Here is a 2,331-nt window from a genome sequence, read left to right as displayed (position 1 = left end):
GGGTGTTTTTTCCTGTCTCATATTATTGGGTCACTCTAGATACATTACTAGGGCTTTTTTCATCTAAGTTAATTCCCAAAAAATGCTTCTGCCTTTTCTAAATATGGCTCTTGATCTACAGTCAATTCATATTCTTCCACGATCGCATCAACTGGACACACCGCTACACATGCACCACAATCAATGCAGATATCTGGGTCTATATAAAATTGGTCTTTTCCTTCTTCGATGCAATCTACCGGGCATACTGTTGCACATTCCCCGGCTTTTTCTGTTTCACAAGGTGCTGTTATGACAAATGCCAAACAAACCATCTCCTCTCCATAAAAATAAGTGGAAAGATGCCTTCCATCCTTCCACTCATCCGAAACGAACTTTTATTTACTTCACAGCCGATTGGAACTTTTCTGCGACAACATCCCAATTAATTACATTATAGAAATTAGCAATATAATCAGGACGTCTGTTTTGATAATTTAAGTAATAAGCATGTTCCCAAACATCGATGCCAAGGATAGCTGTTTTCCCTTCAGAAATTGGATTATCTTGGTTTGGTGTGCTTGTTACTTCTAGCTTTCCATCTGCATTGACAACTAACCAAGCCCAACCAGAACCGAATCTAGTAGCCGCTGCATTAGAGAATTGCTCTTTGAATTGATCAAAGCTACCAAACGCTTCATCAATCGCTGTCGCTAATTCTCCTTCTGGTTTATCAGCTTTAGATCCCGGAGCGATTACTTCCCAGAACAATGTATGGTTGAAATGTCCACCACCATTGTTTCTCACTGCAGTACGAATATTTTCAGGTACGCTATCTAAATCAGATAAAAGTTCTTCAAGACTTTTATTAGCTAAAGCATCCTGTCCTTCAAGTGCTGCATTTAATTTTGTAACGTATGTTTGATGGTGTTTTCCGTGGTGGATTTCCATCGTTTTTTGATCAATGTGTGGTTCCAAAGCGTCAAACGCATAACCTAACTCAGGTAAAGTAAAGTTTGCCATATGTAAAACCTCCAATAATATTTATTATACCTTTTAGTATAAAAAGTATAATTATATGTTATACTATTATTAACAATTAATCAATACATTTGCTTCAAAATTTCCAATAATTTCTGTTTGGACAAATTATATTGTATAATGGAATTAATCAGGGGGAAGCCAATGTAGGAGGAATCCCATGACACAATTAATGAAAACAACGAAAGATAGAATATTAGAATTACTAAAGAAAGAAGTTTCCTTATCTGTCAATGAACTTATCGACTATTTAGATATCACGCATATGGCTATCCGTAAACATTTAACTACATTAGAGAAAGATGGACTTGTTTCTAGTCACCATGAGAAAAAGGATATCGGTCGACCAATCCAAAAATTCTTTTTAACGACAAAGGGGAAACGTCTATTTCCTAATAATTATGAATCGATCAGTGTTGAGTTCTTAAAAGATATTCAAGCAATACATGGAAAAGACTCCATTGAACAACTTTTTGAAAATCGTGAAGAGCGACTAACAAAGCAATATGCCGATCTTGTCAATCAATCCTCAAACCTGGAAAAAATGCGAGATATCGTCCATATCCAAAACGAGAAAGGCTATATGGCGGAATTATCTCAACATGATGATGATCAGTTTGAGATTGTTGAATATAATTGTCCTATATTTGCAGTGGCAAAGGAATTTCATATCGCTTGCCGATGTGAAACAAGCATGTTTAAGAAAGTATTGGGAACAGAGAATGTAGAAAGAGTACAATGTAAAACTGAGGGGAATAATCATTGTCGGTTTAAGGTGGAATTTGAATAATAAAGACCTGCATCTGTCAGGTCTTATTTTATTTCACTTCCACCACAAACGTATAATGCGCCTCTCCATTAGACCATTCCCCAATCACTTCGTAAATTACTTTCCCTTTATTAGGAGCCTGTATCTGATTATTCTTTGACGGTATTTCTTCCATTCTTTTTTCTTCATCCCATAAATAAACAACAATCTCAGGATTGTAATCAGCCGTGAATTCTATGTCACTGTTATCTTCAACTTTTATTGGATCGAGCTTTTTAGCTATCTGATTTGGAGAAGGAGCATCAGTTTGAATCGCTTTCGTTGTTCCACCGTTCTTCATTTCCCAGCTAAAGGAACCAGTTTCCAATGAATATTTTTGCTTATCAATAATTGCATACATAGATGGAGGGTGTCTCAAGTTATTTACGGAATCGTTATCATTAAAGCCGCAACCGGTAATGATCAGTAAAAACGAAAAGACAATAACTCGTGGCATCTGCTAATCCTCCCTCTATATAATTCAAATATCGTTAATATACTCT

At 36.0% G+C, this 2,331-nt stretch carries 4 protein-coding genes; 1 reads left to right on the top strand and 3 read right to left on the bottom strand.

The window, feature by feature from the left end:
* Positions 1 to 68 precede the first annotated feature (68 nt).
* Complete coding sequence (locus tag GH715_RS21140; protein WP_018932148.1) at positions 69 to 305, bottom strand: indolepyruvate ferredoxin oxidoreductase subunit alpha; 237 nt, start codon at positions 303 to 305, stop codon at positions 69 to 71.
* Positions 306 to 381: 76 nt separating this feature from the next.
* Positions 382 to 1,002 (bottom strand): superoxide dismutase, encoded by a 621-nt coding sequence (locus GH715_RS21135; protein WP_153837214.1) that lies wholly within the window; start codon positions 1,000 to 1,002, stop codon positions 382 to 384.
* A gap of 178 nt (positions 1,003 to 1,180) precedes the next feature.
* Here GH715_RS21135 and GH715_RS21130 point away from each other — a divergent pair, with 178 nt between their 5' ends.
* A complete protein-coding gene (locus GH715_RS21130; RefSeq protein ID WP_153837215.1) occupies positions 1,181 to 1,810 on the top strand; it encodes a helix-turn-helix transcriptional regulator in 630 nt (209 codons plus the stop codon).
* 28 nt (positions 1,811 to 1,838) lie between these two features.
* Here the strand turns inward: GH715_RS21130 and GH715_RS21125 are convergent, their stop codons facing one another.
* The gene (locus GH715_RS21125; RefSeq protein WP_153837216.1) at positions 1,839 to 2,285 is read right to left on the bottom strand and encodes a hypothetical protein; all 447 of its coding nucleotides are present in this window, start codon (positions 2,283 to 2,285) and stop codon (positions 1,839 to 1,841) included.
* Positions 2,286 to 2,331: the final 46 nt, after the last annotated feature.

The organism is Gracilibacillus thailandensis (genome assembly GCF_010994055.1).
GTDB classification, from domain to species: domain Bacteria; phylum Bacillota; class Bacilli; order Bacillales; family Amphibacillaceae; genus Gracilibacillus; species Gracilibacillus lacisalsi.
This window is presented reverse-complemented; position numbering and strand designations above follow the sequence as displayed.